Origin of the sequence: Sorangium sp. So ce836, from assembly GCF_028553905.1 — a bacterium.
GTDB classification, from domain to species: domain Bacteria; phylum Myxococcota_A; class Polyangia; order Polyangiales; family Polyangiaceae; genus Sorangium; species Sorangium cellulosum_D.
The window spans coordinates 1,635,836-1,657,730 of record NZ_CP102233.1 but is presented as its reverse complement, the minus strand read 5'-3'; the positions used below and the strand labels follow the sequence as shown (position 1 = coordinate 1,657,730).

General features: G+C 75.0%; 5 protein-coding genes. 1 reads left to right on the top strand and 4 read right to left on the bottom strand.

Features of this window, described 5'->3' with window-relative positions; genetic code table 11:
• Positions 1–3: 3 nt before the first annotated feature.
• The 4 genes from NQZ70_RS06145 to NQZ70_RS06130 all read right to left on the bottom strand — a co-directional run bounded on the left by NQZ70_RS06145 (position 4) and on the right by NQZ70_RS06130 (position 18,784).
• Positions 4–7,953, bottom strand: a complete 7,950-nt coding sequence (locus NQZ70_RS06145; protein WP_237245081.1) for a beta-ketoacyl synthase N-terminal-like domain-containing protein — start codon at positions 7,951–7,953, stop codon at positions 4–6.
• A gap of 2 nt (positions 7,954–7,955) precedes the next feature.
• Positions 7,956–15,728: a type I polyketide synthase gene (locus NQZ70_RS06140; protein ID WP_129573382.1), complete on the bottom strand. Its 7,773-nt coding sequence runs from the start codon at positions 15,726–15,728 to the stop codon at positions 7,956–7,958.
• Positions 15,729–15,755: 27 nt separating this feature from the next.
• Positions 15,756–17,405, bottom strand: a complete 1,650-nt coding sequence (locus NQZ70_RS06135) for a PfaD family polyunsaturated fatty acid/polyketide biosynthesis protein (RefSeq protein ID WP_129573381.1) — start codon at positions 17,403–17,405, stop codon at positions 15,756–15,758.
• A 608-nt stretch (positions 17,406–18,013) separates the two neighbouring features.
• The gene (locus NQZ70_RS06130) at positions 18,014–18,784 is read right to left on the bottom strand and encodes an SDR family NAD(P)-dependent oxidoreductase (RefSeq protein WP_129573380.1); all 771 of its coding nucleotides are present in this window, start codon (positions 18,782–18,784) and stop codon (positions 18,014–18,016) included.
• A gap of 355 nt (positions 18,785–19,139) precedes the next feature.
• Here NQZ70_RS06130 and NQZ70_RS06125 point away from each other — a divergent pair, with 355 nt between their 5' ends.
• Positions 19,140–21,740, top strand: coding sequence for an ATP-binding protein (locus NQZ70_RS06125; protein ID WP_129573379.1), 2,601 nt, complete (start codon positions 19,140–19,142; stop codon positions 21,738–21,740).
• Positions 21,741–21,895 lie beyond the last annotated feature (155 nt).

Below are 21,895 nucleotides of genomic sequence, written 5' to 3'. Positions count from 1 at the left end.
GGCTCACCCCATGAGCCGCCTCCCCAGGAGCCGCGCCGCCAGCTTCCGCAGCCAGTCGGCCCGCCGCGGGTCGGGCGGCGCGAGCCGCCCCGTGCGCGCGGCCTCCACGATCGCGGCCGTCTCGGGCGTCGGGTCGGCGCACGCCTCCAGCACCCGGAAGACCGTCGCGTCCTCGTGCCCGACGCCCGCCTCCGCCACCCACGCGTCCACCGACGCCGCGAACGCAGGATCGCCCGGGAACGGCTGCTCGACCTCGTTGCTCGGGCCGAGCCCGTTGATCCCGGCGATCACGAGGTCCTTGCGCTCCTTGTAGGTCAGCCCCGCGAGCTCCTCGGGCAGCAGCGGGCGGCCGATCCAGATGTCCTGCACGCCCATGCCCAGCGGGAACTCGAGCCGCTTCTCGAGCGGCTCCGGCGGCAGCGCGCCGGCGAAGCGCACCGGCACCACCGGGACGCCCACCGCGAGCGCCATGTCGATGAACGAGCCGCTCATCTTGCGCACCGGCGTGCGGCACTCGAGCGACCTCGTGCCCTCGACGTGCACCATCACCCCCTTGCCCGAGCCCTGCATCTCCGCCCCGAGCTCCGCGATGATGCCCCCGAGCGACGCCTTGTCCTCGCGATCGAAGTACGTGATCACCTTCGGATCGCGCGCGCCCGGGTACGCGAAGCAGTGCGCGAGCATCGTGCCGAGCCACGTGGTCCGGTGCTCCGCCTTGGCCAGCGTGACCGTGGAGACCTCCGTGAGCCCGGAGACGGCGATGCCGAACAAGAGCGACTCGACGCCGACCTGGTGGTTGCCGAGGTAGAGCAGGCTCCGGCCCTTCACCGCGCGGAACGCGGCGGGATCGGCGACGTGCACCCGGCGGATGAACCGCTCGATGAGGCCGAAATACAGGTCCTCCGCGGGCCACCGGCCGAGGCCCATGGCCGCGCCCCAGTAGCGGCGCACCGGCGCGATGTCGATCACGGGCGGGCCCGCGTCGCGGACCACGACCTCGGAGCCCTCGCGCGCCACCGCGAACGGCCAGCGCGTCAGCGGCTGCGCCGAGGAGACCCCGGCGAGCGAGACCGTCGACGGGTGCACGCCGGCGCGCCGCGCGACGTGATCCTTCACGGCCACCGCCTCGACGAGATCGCCCGACGCGGCGTACAGGTGCGCCACCGTGCCCGGCATCCAGTCCATCGTGCGCACGTCGGCCGGGCTGCACCGCGCCTCGCCCGACGCCGCGTCGAGGCGCGAGACGCCGAGGTCGACCGGGGCGCGGTCGCGCAGGAACGCCCGGCGGATCCCGGGCGGCGCGCCGCCCACCGACCCCTGCGGGAGCAGCACCTCGACGAGGCGGAGCTCCAGCCAGACGCGCTCGCCGGCGGCCTCCGCCCCGGCGCCGGCGCCCGCGATGGCCTGCACCCGGAACGAGACGAAGCGATCCTCGCGGCCCTCGTAGCGCACCTCGACGCGCACCGGCGCCTCGGGGATCGGCCCGTACAGGCGCAGCGACGGGATGCGCGACGGGAACGCGATGTGCGCGGGCGGGCTCGCCGGATCCCACAGGAACAGCCGGTCGTGCGGGATGGTGTGGGTCAGCGCGTCGAGCATGCCCTGGTGCAGCGCCCCGGGAGGCACCGAGCCCTTGCCGGGATCGAGCACCGCCGAGGAGCCGCGCGCGCCGAGCCGGAGCGAGGTCAGGTACTGGAACGCGGGGCCGTGGAACAGCGTGCCCGCCGCGTAGGGGTCGTCGGCCTCGGGCGCGTCGAGCGCCGGCTCCGGCGCGGGGGCGGGCGGGTACGCGCCGGCCACCCGCACGCGGCCGGTGCACACGGGCTCGAACCGCGAGAGCGCCGGGTTCGAGGCCTCGCGCCACGCGAGGAGCCGCACGTCGAGGACATCGCCGGTCCCGGTGGCCTCGGCCTTGATGCGCACCGGCCCCGGCACGGGCAGCCAGCGCAGCACCACCACGTCCTCCACGGCGACGACCACGCTCCCCGGGCGCGCCAGCAAGGCGGCGCCGGCCAGCCGGTCGACCATGCTCATCCCCGGGAGCGCCGGGACCGTCCAGGTGGGGCAGTGGTCCGCCACCCAGCCGGCCGGATCCAGCACCTCCTCGGCGCCCTCGGCCTCCGGCGGCGCGGCGCGCCCCGCGAGCGCTCGCGGGCCCCGGACCTCGCCCTCCGGCGGCGCGGCGCGCCCCGCGGTCGGCTCCTTCGGGCCAGGCCCCTGGCTCCGGAGCACGGCGCCCGGGAGCGAGGCGAGGTGGCGCGCGTCGCCGCGCGGGTCGAAGCCGACGTCGCGTCGCGGGCGGGGCGGCGGAGCGCCGTCGACGATGCGCACGCCGAGCGTGGCGCCGTAGATGCGGAGGCCGTCCACCCAGAGGTAGGACTCGGCGACGACGTAGGGCCCGCGATCGTCGCGGCCGACCTCGAGGATGTCGGTCTCGACCGTCACCCGCCGGCTGCTCGGCAGCACCTGGCCGCGGTAGCGCCAGGCGTGCTCGTGCCCCGTCATCACCGGCTCGAACCGCGGGTCGCGGAGGCCCGCGTGGAGGTCGTGGTGCAGCATCCAGAACTGGATCGTCTGCAGCATCGCCTCGATGCCGAGCGAGCCGGGCTGCACCGGATCGCCCAGGAAATGGGCCTTGAAGAACCACTCCGACGGCTGGACGTCCCGCCGCGCGCGCAGCCGGCCGAGCCCCTTCCGGCCGCCGCCCTGCCACAGGCCGTCGATCCGGTCGATCATCAGCAGCGACGGCCGCGCGAGCCCGAGCTTGCCCCCGCAGTACCGCTCGGGGCGCGCGCGGAGATCGACCTCGACATCGGACGGCGCCTCCAGCGCGGCGACCTCCTCGGGCTTCGGCGGGATGCCGATCTGCGTCGCGAGCGCGGCCTTCGGGAAGAAGCCGAACACCGTCTCGAGGTCGTACACCCGCGTGGCGCCGACGCTGCACTCGACCCGGAACGACAGGATGATCATGCCGCCCGATCGCGAGATGTTCGTGAGCTGCGACGTCGTGCGCAGCGCGCCCGCGTCCGGCAGGACCTCGGCGCGCAGCGTGCCCTTGCCGTCGAGGTTGCGGAAGTACAGCGCGCCCTCGCTCGAGAGCGCGCAGCCGGCGTAGCTCGCGAGCCAGCCGCACGTCTGGAGCGCGGCCTCGAGCACCACCGCGAACGGCATGGTGAGGCTCGCGTTCTCGTCGAAGTACCAGGCGTCCTCGGGGACGTCGTACTCCACCTCGACCTTCGCGCCGGCCTTCATCGCCGCCATGGGGCTCGAGACCGAGAGGACCCGGCTCATGAAGTGGTACGGCGGCCCCGGGAGCCGCGCGACGTGCCGGCCCTCGTCGAACCTGCGGTAGAGCGGGCCGAACGCGTCCGACGGCCTGCCCCAGGCGCACGAGAGCAGGCTCTTGTAGTCGAACGGGAAGCCGCCGGCGTCCGCGTCGGCGCCGCCTGGGGGCGGCGCGCCGAGCTCGGCCCCGGGGACCCGCGCGACCGGCTTCGGCTCGACGTGGCCGTCGAGCAGCTCGGGGAAGCTCGAGAGCGGCCAGTCCGGGCGGAGGCGCAGGCCGACGCGGCGGGCGTGGAACGCCTTGAGGCCGTCGACCGTGCACAGGAAGTCGGCGAACACGGTCGGCTGGGGGCCGTCGTGGACCTCCTCGACGAAGACCTCGTACGTGAGCAGCCGGCTCTGCGGGACCACCTGGCCGCGGCAGCGGAGCAGGTAGGGGATCTCGGGCACGGGCTCGAAGCGGAAGCCGTCCGCGTCCACCGTGAAGCCCATGGCCGCCATGTAGAACGCGAGCGCCTGGAAGCAGCCCTCGAACATGAGCGTGCCCGGCATGCACGGGTCGTCCTTGAAGTGGCCCTCGAAGAACCAGCCGTCCTTCGTGATCGGCATCGTGGCCCTGAGATAACCGCGCTTCCACGGGCCGCCCGCCGGGTCGAACACGTCGACGCGATCGAAGAACAGCATGGGCGGCGCGCTGATCCGCGGCGTCCGGACGTGGGTGCTCAGGCGCTCGAAGCCGGGGCCGAACGCCGCCGCGCCGTCGCCGGCCGCGAACGCGAGGAGGTCGGCCCGATCGAAGGCGGATTTCTGGCAGGCGATGCGCGGCGGATCGAGGCGGGCGGTCGCCGCGTGCTCGGCGGTCTCCGCGTCCCAGAGGACGCCGCCGGAGCTCGCGAGCTCCTCGTCGGTGAAGAAGCCGGCCTGGCCCTTGCGCGTCTTCAGGCGCAGCTCGCCGCCGATGCGGCAGTCGTAGTGGAAGAAGAACAGGCGGACGTCGCCGTGCTTCGCGTGCCCGTCGACGTGGATGTCGTAGACGAGCGTGTCGCCCGGGCGCGGCAGCCCGCCGTAGAAGGTGAGCTCGCAGCCGAGCAGCCGGTAGACGCGCTCGCCCTTGTTCTCGAAGTCCGCGCCGAGCCAGCTGATGAGCAAGAGGTCGGCCTGGCCGCTCTCGATCATGATGCCGGCCGGCATCGCGCCGTCGTGCAGGTACCAGGAGTCCCACCGCACGTCGGTCTCGGTCCACATCGTGCCGAGCTTCATCGAGCCGGGCTCGGCGTCGATCCCGGTGACCCGGTCGGCGAGCAGCAGCGGCGGCATGGGCATGCGCACCTGACGGCGGTAGCCGTCCTGCCGGGCGAAGAGCGGGCCGAAGACGTCGGAGATCCGGCCCGAGGCGAGGTGCTCGAGCTGCTCGCGGCTGAACCGGGGGCCGCGCAGCGCGAGGGCAGCCGCCGCGGGGAGGTCCGGCGCGGCGGCGGGGCGCGGTGGAGGCGGCGGCGCGGCGGCGGCGGGGCGCGGCGGAGGCGGCGGCGCCGCGGCGGCGGGGCGCGGCGGAGGCGGCGGCGCCGCGGCGGGGCGCGGCGGCTCGATCGACCGCGGCGGCTCGACGGGGCGCGGCGACTCGGCGCGGGGCGGGCGCGGCGGCTCGGCGGGGCGCGGCGGCTCGGCGGGGCGCGGCGGCTCGGCGCGGATCAGGCGCGGCGCCTCGACCGGCCGCGGCGACTCGGCGCGGACCGGCGCGACGGGGACGACCTGCGCCGAGGGCGCAGCGTGCACCGCCGCAGCCGCGCCCGACGACGCCTCGACGAGCGCGTCCAGCGCGCGCTGCCGCATCTGCAGGAACCGGCGGTGGACCTGGGCTTGCTGCTCCGCCCACGCCCTGTGGATCTGCGCCATCTGCACGGTGAACGCCGCGGCGCCGGCGATCACGTCGCCCGGGATGTCCACGGCCGCCGTCTCGACGAACGCCGGCGCGACCTGCAGCGGCTCGACCTCGATGCCCGCCGCCGCGGCCTCGACGAACGCCGGCGCGACCTGCAGCGGCTCGACCGCGATGCCCGCCGCCGCGGCCTCGACGAGCGCCGGCGCCATCGGCGGCGGCTCGTCCCAGGACGGCGGCGAGGCCGCGTCGGCGGCAGAGAACCCCGTGGGCCCGGGGTACAGCGGCGGCAGGTCGTCGAGGGCGGACGGCAGAGGCGGCGCAGGTTCCATGGAGTCTCCAGCGGATGAGCGGGGGGCCGCGCCGGGCATGACGATCGCCGGCGGGTGGGCGGGGAGCGTGAGCGCCGGCCCCCCCGAAGGTCGCGGCGGCGGGAGCGGCGCGGCCGGACCGCCGGCCCCGATGCGGACCGACAGCGAGCCCCCGCCGAGGCCGGCGCAGCGGACCTCGGCGACGCGGACGTCGTCGGACCACGGCGCTCCGTCGGGCTTGCGGCCATGACGGCAGGCGAGCACCGCGGCGGCGACGTGCAGCAGGCCGGAGGCGGCGTGCGCATGGCCGAACCGCGGCGCGAGATCCGTGGCCGACAGCACGAGCCCCGGCTCGGCCGGCTCGTCCACGACCACGGCCAGGACCGGGTGCCGCTCCCGGACGGCGTCGTCGAGCCGCTCGAGCACGAGCACGACCGCGGCGTCGCCCGGAGGCAGGTGGACGCCGAGCGCCTCGAGCGCGGCCGCGTGGGCGGGCTCGCACGAGACGTCCACGGCGCCGACGATCGCCGCGTCCACGGCGCCCGCGCGCAGGGCGCGGGACGCGACCCGCAGCGCCCAGGGCCCGGAGAGCTCCTCGGCCGCGATCGTGAACGACGGCCCGCCGACGTCGAGGTGGCTGTTCAGCCGGTTCGCCGGGATGTTGGGCATGTTCCCGACGACGCCCGCCGCCCGGAGGGGCGCGATGATCGCGTCCTTGAGCGCGTCGACGTCGACCGACGGGCCGAGCCGCGCCGGCGCCGACTCGGCGAGCCGCCAGCGCGCCATGTACCGGCACACCTCGGTGTCGGCGCCCATGCCGATGAGCACGGCGGTGCGATCGCGCGGCAGCGCGAGCCCCTCGGTGGCCTCGATCGCCGCCTCGAGCAGCAGCGTCTGCTGGGCGAGCGCCTGCTCCAGATCGCGCGGCGGGAACCGGAGGCGATCCGCGGGCAGCGCCACGGTCGCGCGGCGGGGATCCGCGCCGCCGCCCGAGAGGAGCGGCTCGGCGAACGCCCGTACGCCGCTGAGCTCGCCGACGCACACGCCCATCGCCACCACGGCCAGGTGGCCCGCCGGGGCGGGGCGCGCCGCCGTGGCGGGCGGCGCGGCGAGCGCGGCGCGGCCCCTCGGCGCGGCGGGCTCGTACGCCTCCACGAGCAGGTGGGCGTTGTTCCCGCCGAACCCGAACGCCGAGAGGCCGGCGAGCCGCCGGCCCTCCCAGGGCTCGGCCCGCTGGAGCACCCGGAACGGGCTCGCGGCCACCGCGTCGCTCAGCGGATCGGCGTGCAACGTGGGCGGGCGGATCCCCGCCGCCATGGCGCCGAGCAGCTTGAGGAGCCCGGCCGCGCCGGCCGTCGTGACGAGGTGGCCGAGGTTCGACTTGAGCGAGCCGAGCGGGACCTCGCGGCGGCCGAACACCTCGGTGAGGGTCGCGATCTCGGTCGCGTCGCCGAGGGGCGTGCCCGTCGCGTGGCACTCGAGGAGCGAGACCTCGCCGGGATCGAGGCCGGCCATGGCGTACGCGGCCCGCATCGCGCGCAGCTGGCCCTCGACCGCCGGCGCGAGCAGGCCGCGGCCGCGGCCGTCGTTCGACAGGCCGATCCCGCGGATCACGCCGAGGATGGGCCTGCGCGCGGCCTCCGCGTCGGCCAGGCGCTCGAGGACCACGAACGCCGCGCCCTCGGCCGGGACCAGGCCGTCGGCCGCCGACGAGAACGGGCGGCTGCGCCCGGTGCGGCTCAGGGCCGACAGCGCGCAGAACCCGATGTGCATGAAGAGGTCGTCCGACCGGCACACCGCGCCGGCGAGCATCCGGTCGACCTCGCGGTCCTGCAGGCGCTCGCAGGCGAGCGCGATCGCGTAGAGCGACGACGCGCACGCGGCGTCGAGCGCGAACGCCCCGGCCCCGAGGCCGAGCGCGTCGGCGAGCAGGTGGGCGGGCAGCCCCGACATGAACCGGTTGCGCGGATCGGGCCGCGCGACGCCGGCGAGCTCGCCGAGCCACGTCGCCTCGGCCCACGCCGACATCGCCGACGAGGGGAACGAGAGGTTCCCGAGCACCGCGCCCGCGCGGTCGGATCGGCCCTCGTGGCCGGCCTCGCGCAGCGCCTCGCGGCCCGCGTAGAGCACCCACTGGAAGAGCGGGTCGAGCGCGAGCAGCGACTCGGGCGGACCGCTCCTCCGCGGGAACGGGTCCCGGGCGAGCACGCGGCGGAAGTGCTCGTCGAACCCGGCGACGTAGCCGCCGCGGTCGCTCCACGCGCGGTCCTTCGCGTCGCGCACGTCGCGCGCGCCGCGCCCGTCGCCGTGGCCGGAGGCGAGCGCGCGCTCGCGCGACAGGCGCCAGCGGCCGTCGGGGGCCGCGGACAGGAGGTCCCTGCCCGCGAGCACGTTGTCCCAGAGGGCCGCGGGGTGGAGCGCGCCCGGCAGGACGCACCCGCGGCCGACGATGGCGATGGGCTCGAACACGCTGGCCACGATCACGCCTGCCCGCGCGCCGTGTCGGGGCGGAGGACGTACTGCACGTCGCGCAGCTCGGCGACCATCGCGCCCGTCTGGTCGACGAACGCGATGTCCGCCTTGGTGCGGTCGCGGGCCACGATCTGCCCGCGCACCACCGCGCGCAGCGGGCCGTCGGACGGCCCCTCGGCGAAGGTGTGCAGCGCGCCCACGGACATCGGGAGCGCCGCGCCGCCGAGCACGTGCTGCGTCCACAGCGTCGCGAGCTGCAGCCCGCCGTCGAGCGCCGCCGGGTCGGTCTTCCACGGCTGCGCCACCCAGCCGGCCTCGCGCAGGCCCACGACCGTCCCCGCGATCCCGTCGCGGCTCACGCCGTCGAGCTGCCGGATCACCTGGAAGTCGCGGCCGTGGAACAGCGTGCGGCCGTCGTACAGGTCGCCGCCGGAGGGCCACGGGCCGAGCGACGGCAGGGCCGGGCCCCTCGGGGCCGCGCGCCCCTCGGGCTGCGCCATCTCGATGGTCGCCGCGTAGTGCAGCGCCCCCTGGGGCCCGCGCAGCTCGGCCGCGAGCACCGCGCCGTGGCCGTTGCTCACCTCGCGGCAGTCCACGCGGAACACCTCGCCGCCCGACTCGTACGCCGCGAGCTTGATCCCGCGCAGCACCCGCACGTCGCGCAGCTCGGTCACGACGAGATCCGGCCGGCAGGCGCGCGCGGCGCGGGCGAACCACTCGAGGGCGATCACCACCGGCACCACGGGGACGCCGTTGATGGCGTGATCGCCGAGGTAGGGGTGCGTCGCGCGGTCCGCGCGGACGGCCAGCGCGACCCGCCGGCCGTGGCCCTGGGCCGCGAGCGTCGTCGGCTCCGCGCCGAGCACGAGCTCGACCGCGCCGGGCGCGGCGGAGCCCGCGCCGCGGTCGCCCGAGCCGTCGCAGAGCTCGTCGAGCAGCATCCTCGCGCCCACGTCGAGCGGGATGAGCGGCACGCCGAGCTGCGCGAAGTGCGCCTCGAGCGCCGCGTTCACCATGCCGCCCTGCCAGGGCCCCCAGCCGAGCGACCTCACGCGGCAGCCCGGGCGCCGCGCGGCCTCGGCCGCGGCGACCTTGTTCAGGACCTCGTTCGCCATCGCGTAGTCGCACTGCCCCTTGTTGCCGCTGCGCGCCGCGATGGAGCTGAAGAGGACGATCGCCTTGAGCGGGTCGCCCTCGGTCGCGCCGAGCAGGGCCCGCAGGCCGTCGACCTTCGTGCGGAACACGCGCTCGAGCTGCTCGACCGTCTTCTCAGCGATGAGCTTGTCGGCGAGCACGCCCGCGCCGTGGACGATCGCGGTGACGGGGCCGAGGGCGCCGCGCACCTGGTCGAGCGCCGCGGCCACGGCGCGCGCGTCGTTCACGTCGACCGGCACGTAGACGGCCTCGCCGCCGGCCGCGCGGATCGCGTCGAGCGTCGCGCGGACCTCGCGGCTCGCGAGGATCTTCGCGACCTGGCGGCCGATCTCCGCCGGCGTCGCCTTGTGGCCCGCGGAGGCCGCGGCCTTGACGAGCGCCGCCTTGAGCGCGGCCTCGCCGCCGACGCCGCGGCACACGGCCGGGTCGTCCTCGAGCGCGGAGCGGCCGAGCAGCGCGAACCTCGCGCGGCTGGCCTTCGCGAGCGCGATCAGCGTCGCCGCGGTCACGCCGCGGGCGCCGCCGCTCGCCACGACAACGTCGGACGGCCCGAGGGGGAGCGGCCCGGGCTGCGCGTCCTGCCGGACGCTGCGCGGCGTGGTGCGGCGGCCGTCGGCGCGCAGGCCGATCTCGAGCTCGACGCCGCCGGACAGGAGCTCCGCGGCGATGGCCTCGGCGAGCTCGGCGGCGGGCCGGCCGCCGCGCTCGAGGTCGATCGCGCGGCACGACGCCTCGGCCCACTCCAGGGCCGCGGTCTTCACGAGGCCCGGCAGCCCGCCCACCCAGGCGCGGTCCGAGCCGGCGAGGCCGAAGTCGCCGCCCGTGTCCTGGACCGTGACGAACAGGGCCGGCTGCGCCGCGATCGCCTGGGCCGCGAGGAACGCCTCGCGGTGGACGGCGAGCGCCTCGTCGGCCGTGGCGGCGTCGCGCAGGCCGCCGAGGAACACGGCGCCGCGGGCCCCGCGGGGCACGGCGGCGGCGTACTCGGCGGCGATCCCGCGCGCCGCGAGGGCGGCGGCGAGCGCGGGGCCGACCGCGTCGTCGCCGGTGACCACCACGGTGCCGGCGTCGAAGAGGCCGGGCATCGCCATGCCGGCGGCGGGCGCCGGCACCTCGACGAGCGTCCACCGGCCGAGGTGCGCGGCGGCGGGGTCCTCGGCGGGCTTCGCCGGGGCGTCGCCGGCGGCGGCGGGGCCGAGGCGCGCGCGGAGGTGGTCGACCACCTGCCCGAGCGTGCGCAGCTGCGCCAGCGCCGAGGCGTCCACCTCCGACAGCCCGGGCGTCCGGTCCCGCACCGCCGACAGGATCTCCACCCGCTTGATGCTGTCGATCCCGAGATCGCTCTCCAGCTCCATCTGCAGCCCGAGCATCTCGGCCGGGTAGCCCGTCGTCTCGGCCACCACCGCCATCACCACCCGCTCGACCTCGGCCGCACCGGGCGTCGCGGCGGAAGCGCTGGCCGGCGCGGGGGCGGGCAGCGAGGCGCGGAGGTGGTCGACCACCTGCCCGAGCGTGCGCAGCTGCGCCAGCGCCGAGGCGTCCACCTCCGACAGCCCGGGCGTCCGGTCCCGCACCGCCGACAGGATCTCCACCCGCTTGATGCTGTCGATCCCGAGGTCGCTCTCCAGCTCCATCTGCAATCCGAGCATCTCGGCCGGGTAGCCCGTCGTCTCGGCCACCACCGCCATCACCACCCGCTCGACGTCGGCTGCCGCGGGCGCCGCCGCCGCGGCCGGCGCGGCGGCCGGCGTGGCCGGAGCGGCCGCAGCGGGCGCCGCCGCGGCGGAGGGGGCGGCAGTCGGCCTGACGGCGGCCGCCGGCGCGGCGGCCGGCAGCGAGGCGCGGAGGTGATCGACCACCTGCCCGAGCGTGCGCAGCTGCGCCAGCGCCGAGGCGTCCACCTCCGACAGCCCGGGCGTCCGGTCCCGCACCGCCGACAGGATCTCCACCCGCTTGATGCTGTCGATCCCGAGGTCGCTCTCCAGCTCCATCTGCAATCCGAGCATCTCGGCCGGGTAGCCCGTCGTCTCGGCCACCACCGCCATCACCACCCGCTCGACGTCGGCTGCCGCGGGCGCCGCCGCCGCGGCCGGAGCGGCGGCCGGCATGGCTGCAGCAGGCGCCGTCGCGGCGGAGGGTCCGGCAGCCGGCCTGACGGCGGCCGCCGGCGCGGCGGCCGGCAGCGAGGCGCGGAGGTGATCGACCACCTGCCCGAGCGTGCGCAGCTGCGCCAGCGCCGACGCGTCCACCTCCGACAGCCCGGGCGTCCGGTCCCGCACCGCCGACAGGATCTCCACCCGCTTGATGCTGTCGATCCCGAGGTCGCTCTCCAGCTCCATCTGCAATCCGAGCATCTCGGCCGGGTAGCCCGTCGTCTCGGCCACCACCGCCATCACCACCCGCTCGACCTCCGCGGATGCGGCGGACGCCGCCGCGGCTGCGCCCGCCGGCGCGGCTGCTGCGGGCGCCGCCGCGGCGGCGGGTGCGGCGATGGCCGGCGTTGCGCCGGCCGCCGGCGCGGCGGCGGGCATCGAGGCGCGGAGGTGGTCGACCACCTGCCCGAGCGTGCGCAGCTGCGCCAGCGCCGAGGCGTCCACCTCCGACAGTCCGGGCGTCCGATCCCGGACCGAGGAGAGGATCTCCACCCGCTTGATGCTGTCGATCCCGAGATCGCTCTCCAGCTCCATCTGCAGCCCGAGCATGGAGACGGGGTATCCGGTCTTGTCCGCGACCACCTCGAGGACCATCCGCTCGAGATCGACCCCCGGCGCGGCGGCGCCCGCCGTCTGCGTCGCCCCGGCGGGCGAAGGCGGCGCGACCGCCGGCTTCGCTGCCGCGGTGGGGGCGGTGGACGGCGGCGCGGCCGCCGGCTTCGCTGCCGCGACGGGCGCCGCAGCCGCCGGCGCCGCGGCCTTCGCTGCCGCGATGGGCGCCGCCTGCACGGGCGGCGCGGCCGCCGGCTTCGCTGCCGCGACGGGCGCCGCAGCCGCCGGCGCTGCGAGCGCCGCGTGATGCTCCCCGCCCGCGCCGTTCAGGCCGTCCTGGATCGCGAGGCTCCTGCCCCCGCCGATGAGCAGCGCCGGCGCCCCTGCGGGCCCCAGCGACGCCTCCGAGACCGGCCCTCGATGCACCGGCGCGAGGATCGTGGGCGAGATCCGCGCCTCGGGCGCCGCCGTGACCGGGAACGGAGCGCCGGTCGCGAGCGCGGCGAGCCCTGCGAAGGAGGCCTCGGCCGCCTGCAGGAAGGCGATGTGGGTCTCGGCCATGGTGCGCTGGTACACGCTGTGGGCTTCCGCCGTGGCGCGTTGCGCCTCCTGGTAGGCAGCGAGCCACGACGCGCTCACGGCCGGCGACGACGCGCGCACGGCCGGCGACGACGCGCGCACCACCGGCGACGACGCGCTCACCACGGCCGGCGACGACGCGCTCACGGCCGCCGACGACGCGCTCACGGCCGGCGACGATGCGCTCACGGTCCCCGACGATGCGCGCACGGCCCCCGACGATGCGCTCACGGTCCCCGACGATGCGCGCACGGCCGGCGCAGACGCGCTCACGGCCGGCGCAGACGCGCTCACTGCCGGCGCAGACGCGCTCACTGCCGGCGCAGACGCGCTCACTGCCGGCGCAGACGCGCTCGCAACCGCCGCTGGCGCGCGCACCACCGGCGCAGACGCGCTCACGGCCGGCGCCGGCGCGCGCACCACCGGCGACGCCGCGCTCGCGACCGGCGCCGCCGGCCTCGCCGCGCTCACCGCCGCCTCGAGCGCCGGCCTCGCCGCGCTCGGCTTCGGCAGCTCCTTCGCCCCGCCCTGCGGCGGGTACGGCTTGCCGTAATTGCTCCCGTTGATCGCCAGCGACAGCTTCGGCTTCGGCAGCGCCCGCGGATCGACCGGCGCCGCGACCCCGTCCCAGAGCACCCGCGCGTCGAGCGGCACCCCCGCCACGGCGAGCCGCGCCACCGCCTCGAACAGGCTCGTCACCCCGTGCTTGCCCTTGCGGTCGAGCGCCACGGCGCGGTGCGGCCGCCCGCTCAGGATGTCGCCGACCAGGTTCGTGAGCACCGAGCCCGGCCCGACCTCCACGAACGTGCGCACCCCGGCCGCGTACATCCGCTCGATCTCCTCCACGAACCGCACCGGCTCGGCCAGCTGGCGCGCCAGCCGGTCGCGCACCGCGTCGCCGCCGCCCGGGTACGGCTCGACCTCCGCGTTGCTGTACACCGGCGCCCGCGGCGCCTGCACCGCGATGCCCCCCAGGAACTCGCGGAACGGCGCGCTCGCCTCCGCCACGAGCGGCGAGTGGAACGCCGCCGCCACGTCGAGGCGCCGCGCCTGGATCCCCATGCCCGCGAGCCGCTTCTCCGCCGCCTCGATCGCCGCGACCGACCCGGACAGGACCACCTGCTTCGGGCCGTTGTGGTTCGCGACCACCACGTCCCCGAGCCCGAGCGCCCGCACCTCCTCGATCGCCCGCGGGACCGCGATCATCGCGCCCCGCTCGGACGACGCCGCGCCCATCAGCTCGCCGCGCCGCCGGGCCACGCGCAGGAGGTCCGCCGCCGGCAGCGCGCCCGCCGCGTGCAGCGCCGCGATCTCGCCGAAGCTGTGGCCCGCGAACGCGTCGGCCCGCACCCCGAGCGCCCCGAGCAGCGCGAGGTGCGCGAGGCTCGTCGCGCCGATCGCGGGCTGCGCCCACCGCGTCTCGCGGAGCCGCGCGTCCTGCGCCGCGCGGTCCTCGTCCGAGAACACCGGCCGCGGGAACACCACCTCGTGCAGCGGAGCGTCCGCGATCGGGACGCTCGCCGCCGCGTCCCAGGCCTCGCGGGCCGCGTCGAACGTCATCAGCACGTCGGCGCCCATCGCGAGGTACTGGCTCCCCTGCCCCGGGAACAGGAACGCCACCTGCCCCGGCGCCTCCCCGGTCGCGTAATGCACGAGCGGCGCGGCGAGCGCCTGCTCGGGCTTCGACCCGAGGTGCGCCGCGACCTGCTCGAGCTTCTTCCGGAGATCCGCCTCGTCCGTGGCGCACAGCCCGAGCCGCGCGGGCCGCGACCCGTCGAACGAGAGCACCGACTCCCGCGCCAGGAAGCGCAGGATCTCCGGGGTCTCCGCCGCCTTCGCCGTCGCCCGGACGCGGTCCGCGAGCGCCGCCGGCGTGTCCGCCGACAGGAGGACGAGCTCCGCCGGGACCGACCGCACCCGGTGCGCCCGCGGCGCCGGGCCCGTGTACTCCTCCAGCGCCACGTGGAAGTTCGAGCCGCCGAAGCCGAACGAGCTCACCGACGCCCGCCGCGGGTGGCCCGCCGGCCGGATCCACGGCCGCGCCTCGGTGTTGAGATAGAACGCGGTCTTCTCGATCTCGAGCTTGGGGTTCGGCTTGTCGACCTTGATGGTCGGCGGCAGCACCTTGTGGTGCAGCGCCATGATCGCCTTGAACAGGCCCGCCGCGCCCGCGGCCGCCTTTGTGTGGCCGATCTGCGACTTCACGCTGCCGAGCGCGCACCACTGCCGGTCCTGCCGCCCCGACTCGTCGAACATCGCGCGCAGGCCCTCGAACTCGGCCGCGTCGCCGGCCTTGGTCCCGGTGCCGTGGGCCTCCATCAGCTCCACGGTCTCGGCGCCGTACCCGGCGGCGGCGTAGGTCCGGCGCAGCGCCTTGGCCTGCCCTTCCGGCACCGGCGCATACACGCTCTTGCTCCGCCCGTCGGACGACGACCCGATCCCGCGGATCACCGCGTACACCCGGTCTCCGTCGCGCTCGGCGTCGTCGAGCCGCTTGAGCGCCACCATCGCGATGCCCTCGCCGAGCAGCGTGCCGTCGGCCTTGTCCGAGAACGGGCGGCAGTCGCCCGACCGCGACAGGGCCGGCGTCTTGCTGAAGCACATGTACATGAAGGCGTCGTTCATCGTGTCGCAGCCGCCGGCGATCACGAGATCGGACTGGCCGAGCGCGAGCTCGTTGATCGCCATCGACATCGCCGACAGCGACGACGCGCACGCCGCGTCGGTCACGCAGTTGGTCCCGCCGAGGTCGAGCCGGTTCGCGATGCGCCCGGCCACCACGTTGCCGAGCAGGCCCGGGAAGCTCGACTCCTGCCAGGGCACGTAGCTGTTCGAGATCCGGTCGCAGGCGCGCTTCACCTCGTCCTCCGGATACCCGAGATCCCGGAGCGCGTTGGCCCACACCGGCCGCTGGATCCGGCTCACCATCGAGGCGAGGAGCTCCTGCGCCGAGGTGACGCCGAGGATCACGCTGATCCGCTCGCGGTCCATCGACTCGAACTGCCCCTGCGCCGCGTCCTCCAGCACGCGCTTCGCCACGATCAGCGCGAGCAGCTGCGTCGTGTCCGTGGCCGGAACGATCGACGGCGGGACGCCCCACTCCAGCGGATCGAACGGCACGTTCTTCAGGAAGGCGCCGCGCTTCGCGTAGGTCTTGTCCGGAGCGGACGGATCGGGATCGTAGTAGTCCTCGACCAGCCAGTGGGAGCTCGGAACGTCGGTGATGAGGTCGGTTCCAGCGAGGATGTCGCGCCAGAAGCCGTGAGCGTCGAGCGAGCCGGGGAAGATGGCGCTCACGCCGACGACGGCGATGGCCGGAGTACGCGGGGACGAAGGGTGCATGACGGACCTCAGCAGGTGATCGGGCGCTCAGACGAGCGGGCGAGGGGTGAAGTGGAAGGCGGCGCTCGGCACGGGGACGCCGTATGTCCGGAGCTGCTGCGCGCGCGTGACGACGGCCGCGCCCTCGAGCAGGTTGCGCGCGACCTGGACCACGGTGCGGTTCGCGGGGGCCTCGAGGAACGACCCCTTGACCCAGCGGTTGAAGGCGCCCATGGCCGGGCCACACCAGATCTGGTAATCGGCGCGGCGCTTCGGGTCCCCGGCGATCGCCCACTTGCTGGACATGCCGAGATACCACCGGAAGATCAGCGCCATCTTGTGCTTCGGCTCGCGGGCGGCGCGCTCGAGCTCGGCCGGGTCGCGCTCGGCGAAGAACCGCTCGCAGCCGGCCCACACCTCGTCGCACGACATCTGGAACTGCTCCCGCTCGACGCGCGCGCGCACGTCGGCAGGCAGCGACTCGATGGAGTCGTGGGCGACGTACAGGTCGTAGAGCCGCTGCGCGCGGACGCCGAACATCGTGCCGCGCTTGAGCACCTGGACCTGCACGCCGAGCTCGAACATGTCGGCGGCCGGCGTCATCGTCACGTCCGGCAGGTCGGCCTGGGCCAGCATCTTCTTGCCCTCCTCGGACAGGCCCGACTCGACGCATGCCTGGTTGACCGAGCCCGTGAGCACGTACGCCGCCCCGAGCGCGAACGCCGCGGCGACCGTCGACGGCGTGGAGAGGCCGCCGGCCGCGCCGACGCGGATCGGGCGCTGATACCCGTGCTTGGCCGCGAGCTCGTCGCGGACGCCGAGGATGACCGGGAACAGCGCGACGAGCGGCTGGTTGTCGGTGTGCCCCCCGGAGTCGGCCTCCACGGTGATGTCCTCGGCCACCGGCAGGGACCGCGCGAGCTCCGCCTCTTCCCGGGTGAGCCACCCGTTGCGAACGCACGTATCGAGGATCTCGGCCGGCGCCGGCGACAGGAAGCGCGCGGCGACCTCCGGGCGCGAGATCTTCGCGAACAGGTGGTTCTGCCGGTCGATGCGGCCGTCGGGCAGGCGCCTGATGCCGCTGTAGGCGAACCGCACGACCATCGGGTTCAGGCCCATGTAGGCCGCGGCCTCGGCCCGCCTCACTCCCTTTCTCAGGTAGAGCTCCACCGTGTCGCTCTCGAGCCGCGGCTGGTTCGGAGCGTGGATGAGGTTGCAGCCCCAGGTGGGGCCTTCCGTGCCGAGCGCGGCGACGATCTCGTCGACCGCCTGCTCGATCCGGTGGAGCCCGAGGCCGGCGGCGCCGAAGAACCCCATCATCCCTGCCCTGGCCATCTCGATGGTCAGCCGCGTGGTGTGGATACCGTTCGCCATCGCGCCGGCCACGTAGGGGAAGCGCAGGCGGTGGACCTCGAGGAAGGAGCGGTCCCCGAGCCACTCCGGATACAGCGCCGGCAGCGTGCCGAGGAGCGGGAACGTGGGGACCCCGTTGACCTGATCGTCGCGGATCACTGCGCCGCCGCGGGACACGCCGACGCGCCCCTCCGACGTCTCGCGCACCACGTGCACCGGCTCGCGCACGCAGGAGACGGCCTCCCGCAGATCGGTCGACGTGAACGCGGGGAGCCACGGTCCGCTGCGCCAGATCCCGATCGGCTGGAGGCCGGCGCTGCGGAGGGCCTGCGGTTCATTAATCATGCTGAGCTGCCTCCCAATGACAAGCTCGCGGTCTATAACATCCGTCGTCTCCGGCCCGCGGTAATGGTTCGGTCACGGCGCGACGGCATGGCCCGATCGCGCCGTCCCCCCAGGATCGGCCATGAAAGCGCTTTCCCTCGGCGCGTCCGCGCCCGCGCCTCATGACGCGTCGCGCCTCGGTCTCCCTGGCGACCCATGGGCTCAAGCATTCGGAATCGCTTGCTTTTTCTGCGGCCCGCGGCTCCGGGGCGAGCGCTGCGCGGCGGCCCGGAGCCGCGGGCCGGCGCGCATTGTCAGCGTCTCGTCATGAACCCCCAACCGGCCAGCGCGGCGCGCCCTGAGAGAGAGAGACTGAACCGCCGAGATGGCAAGGACCCCAGGAGAATCCAACAGGCCTGCTCCCCGTTTCTCCTGACGCTCTTCACGTCCAGGCGGTTCAACCCCCTCTCCCGCTGGAAGGCGGTTTGATCTCGCCCAACTATGTCCCCGCAGAAGAATTCGAACCACGGAGGCGCAGAGGTCTTCTCTTCTCCAAGATTCCCTTTCGTCCCCGCGCCCACGGTAGGCCTCCGGCGAGGCCTCCCCCGAGCCAGGGGCCGCAGCGATGGCTAGAGCGAGTACCCGCCGTCGCTGACGAGCAGCGCGCCGGTCATGGTGCCCGAGGCGTCGGAGAGCAGGAACGCGATGAGCCCCGCGATCTCGTCGGCGCTCGCATACCGCCCGAAGGGCGTCGCCATCGCCGCCATCTGATCGAACGCGGCGCGCTCGCTCCCGGCGGTCGCGACGAGCTCCTGGAAGAACGGCGTCTGCGTCCAGATCGGCGTCTCGACGCCCCCGGGCAGGACGCCGTTCACGCGGATCTTGTCGCGCGCGCCCTCCTTCGCCGCGACGCGGACCAGCTGCGCCGCGCCCGCCTTCGAGGCCGCGTACGCGGCGATGCCCGGCTCGGCCTTGACGGCCGCGACCGAGGAGACGACGACGGCCGTCCCGCCCTCGCCCGACCTCCTGAGGAAGCGAAGACCCGTCCGCAGCGTCAGAAAGGCGCCATCGAGGTTCACCGAGAGCACGCGCCGCCAGTCCTCGAACGAGGTCTCCGCGAGCGGCGCCCCGTGGGCGATACCGGCGTTCGCCACGACATGGTCGAGCCTCCCGAACCGGCGCTCGACGGCCTCCTCGATCTCGGCCCACGGGGCCTCGGTCCCCACGTCGCCGTCGCGCACCAAGAGCTCCGGCCCACGGAGATCCGCCGCGAGCGCGTCGAGCGCCGTCCGGTTCCGATCGATGAGGACCAGGCCGCCCACGGCTTGCGACAACCTGCGTGCGGTGGCCGCGCCGATACCCGACGCGGCCCCGGTGACGAGCGCGACTCGACCTGACATGTGCTCAGCCCCTCTACCACGGCGAAGCCGCCGTGTGCACCTGCGCCGTCCCAAGGCGGGTACCCAAGACGGGTGGAAGAGACGCGCTCTCGCCGGCACCGCCAGCCATCACCGGGTGTCGTTCGACGCGGGCGACGCGGGCGACGCAGGCGCAGCCGGGCGCGCCGCAGACCGGGGCTCGCCAACCGCGACGGAACGCTTCCATGGAGGGCACACCCGACCGGCGCAACACGAGCCCCGCCGCGCTCGTTCGCCGGGCTCCCCCGCCGGCCGCCCGTGCTCGGCGGCCGCGTTCCGGTGCGGTGATGCTTTGAGGTCGCTCGCGCTCGTTTTATGCTCTCGCGACGAGCCAACGATGCGACGCCTCTACCGGCTCTCTGCCAGGGTCAGCAAGCTCCTCCAGGCCAGTCGAGCGCGCGCCGAAAAATCACGGACGTCCAGGGCGGCGTCGCCGGCCGAGGCGCGGGTGCGCGCCGCCGACATCGCCGCGCAGCAGCAGGCTCAGGCGAGCCTCGAGCAGCAGCAGGCGGTGCTGAAATACGTCATCGCCAACGTCCCCCACGCCATCTTCTGGAAAGATCGCCAGGGCCGGTTTCTCGGAGGAAATCAGAACTTCCTCAACGACACGAACACGAGGGTCCTGGAGAACCTTGTCGGCAAGACCGACTTCGACGTCTGGGGGAAGCAAGACGCGGAGTCGTTCGTGCGCGTCGACCGGGAGGTCATCGAGCGCGGCACGCCGATGCTCGACATCGAGGAGCCGCTGCTCCGCCCGGACGGCGAGCGGCGGGTCCTGCTCACCAGCAAGGTGCCCATCCGCGACGAGCGCGGCGAGGTGACCGGGCTCCTCGGGATCTACGCCGACATCACCGAGCGCAAGCGGATGGAGGTCGAGCTCCAGAAGGCCAAGGAGGCCGCCGACGCCGCCGCCCGCGCCAAGGGGGAGTTCCTCACGGTGATGAGCCACGAGCTCCGGACGCCGCTCTCGCTCATCCTCGGTCCGCTCCAGTCGCTCCTGTCGGGCCAGGACGAGCCGCTCTCGCCGCGGGTGCAGGCCGATCTCGAGCGCATCCAGCGCAGCGGGCGGCGGCTCCGCCGGCTCGTCGACGACGTCCTCGATTACCAGAAGATCGAGGCCGGCAAGATGCAGGTCGACTGGGAGGCGGTCGACGTGACAGAGCTCGTCGCGGACATGGTGGAAGAGGCTCGCCCCGCGGCCGAGCGCGGCGGAGTGCAGCTGTCGCTCCAGGTGGATCCGGCGCTCGGGACGGTCCCCCTCGATCGGCGCAAGTTCGAGAAGATCGCGCTCAACCTGCTGGGCAACGCGCTGAAGTTCACCCCGGCGGGCGGCCGGGTCGACGTCGGGCTGCGGAGGGCGGACGGGCTCTTCGAGCTCTCGATCGAGGACACCGGTCCTGGCATCCCGCCGGACCAGAGACACCTGCTCTTCCAGCGGTTCCAGCAGATCGACGCGTCGGCCACGCGCAAGCACGAGGGGACCGGGATCGGGCTGTCGCTGGCCAAGGAGCTCGCGGAGCTCATGGGGGGCACGGTCGGCGTGGAGAGCGAGCCCGGGGTCGGCTCCCGCTTCTTCGTGCGGCTGCCGCGCGCGGCGGACGGCGTGATGGCGTCGCGGGCGCCTCGCGCGCCGGAGCCGCCGAGGCCGTCGGTGCCGCCCGGCGGCGCGGACGACCCCGTGGCGTCCAGGCCGCGCGTCGCGGACCACCTCGCGGCGCCCTCGCCTCGCGCCGCGCCGGCGGTCCGCGGAGACGGCCGCGCAGAGGCGCCTGCGCCGCGCGTGCTCGTCGTGGAGGACAACCCGGACATGGCGTCTTACCTGGAGGGCATCCTGTCCGCCGAGCACGAGGTCCTGCTCGCGACGAACGGCCGGGAGGCGCTCGAGGTGGTCGGGGCGACGAGGCCCGACGTCATCGTGTCGGACGTGATGATGCCCGAGATGGATGGCTTCGAGCTGGTCCGGCGGCTCAAGCGGGAGCCCGAGCTCCGGGACATCCCGATCCTCCTGCTCACGGCCAGGGCGAGCCGCGCCGAGGCCGTGGGCGGGCTCGAGGTCGGCGCCGACGAGTACCTGAGCAAGCCGTTCGACCCGCTGGAGCTCAAGGCGCGGGTCCGCGCGGCCGAGCGGCTGCACCGCGCCTACCTGGAGCTCGCCGCGAAGAACCGCGAGCTCGCGGCCGCGCTCAAGCGGCTCTCGGAGACGCAGGAGGAGCTCCTCCAGGCGGGCAAGATGGCGGCGATAGGCACGCTCGTCGCGGGGCTGTCGCACGAGATGAACAACCCGGTCTCGGTCATCGTGATGACCGCGCAGCTCCTGCTCCGGCGGCACCGGAAGGGGCACGGCCTGCCCGACGAGGCCGCGATCATCAAGGCGCTCGGCACCATCGAGCGGCAGGCGAACCGCTGCTCGGACCTCGTGACGGCGCTGCTCGAGTACGCGCGCGGCAAGCCGGTCGGCCGGCAGCCGTGCGACGTGCGCGAGGCGCTCCGCCGCGCGGTCGACCTCTCCGGGCCGCGGGCGCGCGAGCGCCGGGTCCACCTCCAGGCGAACAGCGCCGCGTCGGCGCTGCCCGCGGTGCTCGTCAACACGTCGCAGCTCGAGTCGGCCCTGCTCAACGTGATCGGCAACGCCCTCGACGCCAGCCCCCAGGGCGGCGCCGTCGTCGTCGGGGCGCGCGCGCTCCCGCGCGGGGACGTCCACGGCGTGGAGATCGACGTGCGCGACACCGGCTGCGGCATCCGCGCCGAGGACCTGAGCCGCATCTTCGAGCCGTTCTTCACGACGAAGCCGCCCGGGCAAGGGACCGGGCTCGGCCTGTCGCTGACGCACCGGTTCATCCAGGAGCACCAGGGCAGCATCCGTATCGAGAGCGCGCTCGGCGAAGGCACGACGGTCCGCATGTGGCTGCCCGCCTTGCAGGCGGACGGGGCGGAGTGAGCTCGTGAGAGGCGCTTGAGGCGCGTAAAAGCCGTGTAAAAGCCGAGCGTAAGAGAGCGGCCGGACTGAAGCGTGAGAGACAGCGAGTAATACGGGCCACAGCGCATCATCTCCCACTTCAGCCCTCATCGCCGACCCTTCCACGTCCTTGACAG